5 protein-coding genes are annotated in these 4,878 nt (G+C 71.9%); 1 reads left to right on the plus strand and 4 read right to left on the minus strand.

What is annotated here, in order from left to right; genetic code table 11:
- The 4 genes from MNY60_RS23315 to lipA all read right to left on the minus strand — a co-directional run.
- The coding region (locus MNY60_RS23315; RefSeq protein ID WP_308197136.1) for a biotin/lipoyl-containing protein at positions 1 to 297 on the minus strand (297 nt) is incomplete at its 3' end.
- A 30-nt stretch (positions 298 to 327) separates the two neighbouring features.
- Entirely contained in the window at positions 328 to 1,302 is a 975-nt protein-coding gene (locus MNY60_RS23320) for an alpha-ketoacid dehydrogenase subunit beta (RefSeq protein ID WP_242362030.1), read from the minus strand.
- A 17-nt stretch (positions 1,303 to 1,319) separates the two neighbouring features.
- The gene (locus MNY60_RS23325) at positions 1,320 to 2,519 is read right to left on the minus strand and encodes a thiamine pyrophosphate-dependent dehydrogenase E1 component subunit alpha (RefSeq protein WP_242341468.1); all 1,200 of its coding nucleotides are present in this window, start codon (positions 2,517 to 2,519) and stop codon (positions 1,320 to 1,322) included.
- A 12-nt stretch (positions 2,520 to 2,531) separates the two neighbouring features.
- Complete coding sequence (gene lipA, locus MNY60_RS23330; protein WP_242341470.1) at positions 2,532 to 3,416, minus strand: lipoyl synthase; 885 nt, start codon at positions 3,414 to 3,416, stop codon at positions 2,532 to 2,534.
- Between the two features lie 271 nt (positions 3,417 to 3,687).
- On the opposite strand from lipA, the gene MNY60_RS23335 reads away from it, so the two are divergent.
- On the plus strand, positions 3,688 to 4,761 hold the full coding sequence (locus MNY60_RS23335; protein ID WP_242341469.1) for an HD domain-containing phosphohydrolase: 1,074 nt from the start codon (positions 3,688 to 3,690) through the stop codon (positions 4,759 to 4,761).
- Positions 4,762 to 4,878: the final 117 nt, after the last annotated feature.

Consider the following 4,878-nt stretch of genomic DNA (forward strand, 5'->3'; position numbering starts at 1 on the left):
CTCCGTGCCGGCCCTCGCCTGGGCCGTGCTCGGCGCCGACGGCGGCGGCGCCGACGCCCCCTCGAGCTCCAGCTCCACGAGCGGCGAGTGCACCTTCGCGACGTCGCCCACGTTCCAGAACAGCCTCACGACCCGCCCGCGCTTCGGCGAGGGGATGACCACCGTCGCCTTGTCGGTCATCACCTCGACGAGCGGCTGATCCTCGGCGACGACGTCGCCGGGCTTCACGAACCACTGCTGCACCTCGGCCTCGACGACGCCCTCGCCGATGTCGGGGAGCTCGAGCTTGTACGCCATGGGTTCGGCCTCGCTTGCCCGGGGGCAGCCCTAGTACGACACGACCTCGCGGATCGCCTTCAGCACGCGCGGCGCGCGCGGCAGGTACTCGTTCTCGAGCGTGTACGGGAACGGCGTGTCGAACCCGGTCACGCGCGTGATGGGCGCCTCGAGGTGGAGGAAGCACTTCTCCTGCAGGATCGCGGCGAGCTCCGCGCCGAAGCCGCAGGTGCGCGGCGCCTCGTGCACCACGATGGCGCGGCCGGTCTTCTTCACCGACTGGACGAGCGTGTCGGTGTCGAGCGGCTGCAGCGAGCGCAGGTCGATGACCTCGCAGTCGATGCCCTCCGCCTCCGCCTCGCGCGCGGCCTGCTCGGCCTCGTGCCACATCGAACCCCACGCCACGAGCGTCAGCGCCGAGCCCTCGCGCGTCACCTTCGCCTTGCCGATGGGGACCTGGTACTCGCCCTCGGGCACCTCGCCCTTCGCGGCGCGGTACACGCGCTTCGGCTCGAAGAACAGCACCGGGTCCGGATCGCGGATGGCGCTGATGAGCATGCCCTTCGCGTCGTACGGGTTCGAGGGCACGACCACCTTGAGCCCGGCGGTGTGGACGAAGTGCGTCTCCGGCGACTGCGAGTGGTAGTGGCCGCCCTTGATGCCGCCGCCGTAGGGCGTGCGGATCACCATGGGGCAGGAGTACTGACCCGCGGAGCGGTACCGGTACTTCGCCACCTCGTTCACGATCTGGTCGAACGCGGGGAAGATGAAGTCCGCGAACTGGATCTCCGGGACGGGCCTGAGGCCGTAGAGCGCCATGCCGAGCGCGGTCCCGATGATGCCGCCCTCCGCGAGCGGCGTGTCCATCACGCGATCGGCGCCGAACTCGTCGTACAGCCCCTGCGTGGCGCGGAACACGCCGCCGAACTTCCCGACGTCCTCGCCCATCACCACGACGTCGGGGTCGCGACGCATCTCGAGGCGCAGGGCGTCGTTCACCGCCTGGATGATGTTCATCGTCGGCATGCGGACCTCCCGGGCGTTCAGGCGTCGGAGTGGCGGGGGTTCGCGACGCGCGGATCGGCGGCGACCGCGGCCTCGAGCTCGGCGAGCTGCTCGCGGAGGAGCGGGGTCGGCTCCGCGTACACGTCCTCGAACAGGGACTCGAGCGGCGGCTTCGGCGCGAACGCCTCCGCCTCCTTGAGGACCCGCTGCAGCTCCTCGCGCACGCCGGCGCGGATCCGCTCGTCCCCCGCGTCGTCGAGCGCCCCGCGCCGCGCGAGGAAGCGGCGCATGCGCAGGAGCGGATCCTTCCGCTTCCACGGCTCGACCAGCTCCGCCGGGCGGTAGGCGCGCGGATCGTCGGAGGTGGAGTGGCCCTCGACGCGGTAGGTGACGCACTCGATGAGCGTGGGCCCCTCCCCCGCCGCCGCGCGCGCGCGGGCGCGCCGCGTCGCCGCGTGCACCGCCAGGAGGTCGTTCCCGTCGACCCGCTCGCCGCGCATGCCGTAGGCGATGGCCTTCTGCGCGATCGTCTCCGAGCCGGTCTGCCGCTCGCGCGGCACGCTGATCGCCCAGCCGTTGTTGCGGCAGATGAACACGACCGGGAGCTTGCGGACGGCCGCGAAGTTGAGGCCGGTGTGGAAGTCGTGGGCGCTCGTGCCGCCCTCGCCGAAGTAGGTGATGGCGACCATCGGATCGCCCTTGAGGCGCGCCGCCCAGGCGGCGCCGACGGCGTGCGAGATCTGCGTGGAGATGGGCGAGGAGATCGAGGTGAAGCGGCCGGGCCGCCAGGCCTCGTGGCACGGCATCTGCCGGCCCTTCAGGGCGTCGCCGGCGTTGCCGAACAGCTCGCACAGGAAGGCGACGAGCGGCATCCCGCGCATGAGCGCGGCGCCGTGCTCGCGGTAGCAGGGGAAGATCCAGTCCTGCTCGTCCATCGCCGCGGCGGAGCCGAGGATCGAGGCCTCCTCGCCGATGGAGCCGATGTAGAAGCCGATGCGGCCCTGGCGCTGGAGCGTGATCATCCGCTCGTCGAGCGCCCGGTTGAGGACCATGAGCTCGTAGAGCTTCAGCACCTCGGCGTCGGACAGCGTCACCTCGTCGGGCGGACCGACGAGCTCGCCGTCCTCGCCGACGAGGCGGTACAGCGGGAACTCCTTCACGAAGCGGCCGGGCTCCCACTCGCGGTGGTTGCCGCGCTGCCGCCTCGGTACCGCCCCCACCTCGTGCTCTCGGCGCATGAGTCGCTCCGGTCAGGGACCAGGGGCTCGCGAGGCGATCTCGCCCCTCAGGAACAGCTCGGCGGCGCGGTAGCTGGACCGTACGAGCGGTCCGCTCGCCACGTACCGGAAGCCGAGCGCGAGGCCCGCCTCCCGCCACGCCGCGAACTTCTCGGGCGTCACGAACTCGACGACGGGCAGGTGCCAGGCGCTCGGCCGCAGGTACTGGCCGAGCGTGAGGATCTCCACGCCGGACGCGCGCAGGTCCTTCATCGCCTGGACGAGCTCGTCCTCGGTCTCTCCGAGCCCGACCATGATCGAGGACTTCGTCACGATCCGCGGGAACTCGCGCTTCATCTGCGCGAGGACGCCGAGGGTCTGGTCGTAGCCGGCCTTGAGATCCCGCACGACCGGCGTGAGCCGGCGGACCGTCTCGAGGTTGTTCGCGAACACGTCCGGCGCGGCCTCGCCGACCGCGCGCACCGCGGCGGCGTCGCCGCGGAAGTCCGGCGTCAGCACCTCGACGAGGAGGCGGGGGATCGCCTTCAGGCGCCGGATCGCGTCGGCGAAGTGGCCGGCGCCGCCGTCGGGCAGGTCGTCCCGATCGACGCTCGTCACGACGATGTAGTCGAGGCCGAGCTTCGCGATGGCCTCCGCGAGGTGGCGCGGCTCGTCCGCGTCGAGCGGCGGCGGCTGGGCCGCCGTCTTCACGTTGCAGAAGCGGCAACCGCGGGTGCAGACGTCGCCCATCAACATGACGGTGGCGGTCCCGCCCCCCCAGCACTCGGCCACGTTCGGGCAGTGCGCCTCCTCGCAGACGGTGTGGAGCTCGAGCCCCTTCACCGTCTCGCGCACCTTCTGGTAGCGCTCGCCGCCCGGCACGTTGACCCGCAGCCAGCCGGGCTTCCGCGCGGTCATCGGCACGCCCTGCTCCCGGAAGGCCTGGAGGATGGATCTCGGGTCTTGCGGCGGCTCGCCGGCGGAGCCCAGGACGGGCAGGCTGCTGCGCGGGGTGTCGGACATGTTGCCGCGCGGGATGTAGCGGTGGACTGGCGCTAGGTCAAGACGCGGCGCTCAAACGGGCGACCGCCGGGCGAATGCTGGGCATTGGGGGTGCGACCTGCATGCTATAGTTTCGGCACCCGCCCCTTCTGGGCGCCCCCTCTTCGCCGAAGGAAGAAGCGCTCGAATGGCGGAGTCCCCCAGCGAACCCACCCGGATCCTCATCGTCGACGACGACACGTCGGTGCGCGACGTCATCGCGGTCCTGCTCGGGGAGGAGGGCTACGCCGTCACGGCGGTCTCCTCGGCGGAGGCCGCCCTGGACGCGGCCCGGCTGAGCGAGTTCTCGCTCGCGATCAGCGACGTCCGGATGCCGGGCAAGGACGGCTTCTGGTTCCTCGACCGGATCCGCGAGCTCCACCCGGACACCGCCGTCATCATGCTGACCGCCTTCGGCGACACCGAGGCCGCGGTCGAGTGCCTGCGAAACGGCGCGGCGGACTACCTCCTCAAGCCGCCCAAGGTCACGGACCTCATCCGCGCGATCGAGCGGGCACTCGGGCGACGGCGCCTAGAGCTCGCGCGGCAGCGCTACCGGCGCAGCCTCGAGAACCGCGTGCGCGAGAAGACCGCGGAGCTGTCGCGGACGCTCGGGGACCTGCAGGCCACCTACTCCCAGACGCTCTGGTCGCTCGTCGCCGCGCTCGACGCGCGCGAGCACGAGACGAGCGACCACTCCCAGCGCGTCGTGCGCTACACGCTCGCCGTGGCGAAGCGGCTCGGCCTCACCGAGAAGGAGCTGCCCGACATCGGCCGCGGCGCCCTCCTCCACGACATCGGCAAGATCGGCGTGCCCGACGCGATCCTCCTCAAGCCCGCGAAGCTCACGCCGGCCGAGTGGGAAGAGATGCGCAAGCACCCGCAGATCGGCTTCAACATCCTGCAGTCGGTCGAGTTCCTCGACGTGCCGGCGCAGATCGTGCTCTGCCACCAGGAGCGCTACGACGGCGGCGGCTATCCGCGCGGCCTCGCGGGCGACGCGATCCCCATCGGCGCGCGCATCTTCGCGATCGCCGACTGCTTCGACGCGATGACGAGCGACCGGCCCTACCGCAAGGGCGGCCCGGTGGACGCGGCGCGCGCCGAGATCGCGCGCTGCTCCGGGACCCAGTTCGATCCCCGCTGCGCCGACGCGTTCCTCTCGATGTCGCCGGAGGAGCTCGCCGACCTGGCGCGGACGACGCAGGCCAGGCCGATTTGATCTCACGGGGGACTGCGTCCCCCGCCCCGCCGACGGCTGGCCGCCGTCGTCGGGGCCCCACCCCTGCTCGGCGGGGCCCGTGAACGGTCGCGCCCGCTTCGCGGGTTCGCGACCGTT

The sequence above is a fragment of the Anaeromyxobacter sp. SG17 genome, from assembly GCF_022690695.1.
Classification (GTDB): domain Bacteria; phylum Myxococcota; class Myxococcia; order Myxococcales; family Anaeromyxobacteraceae; genus Anaeromyxobacter; species Anaeromyxobacter soli.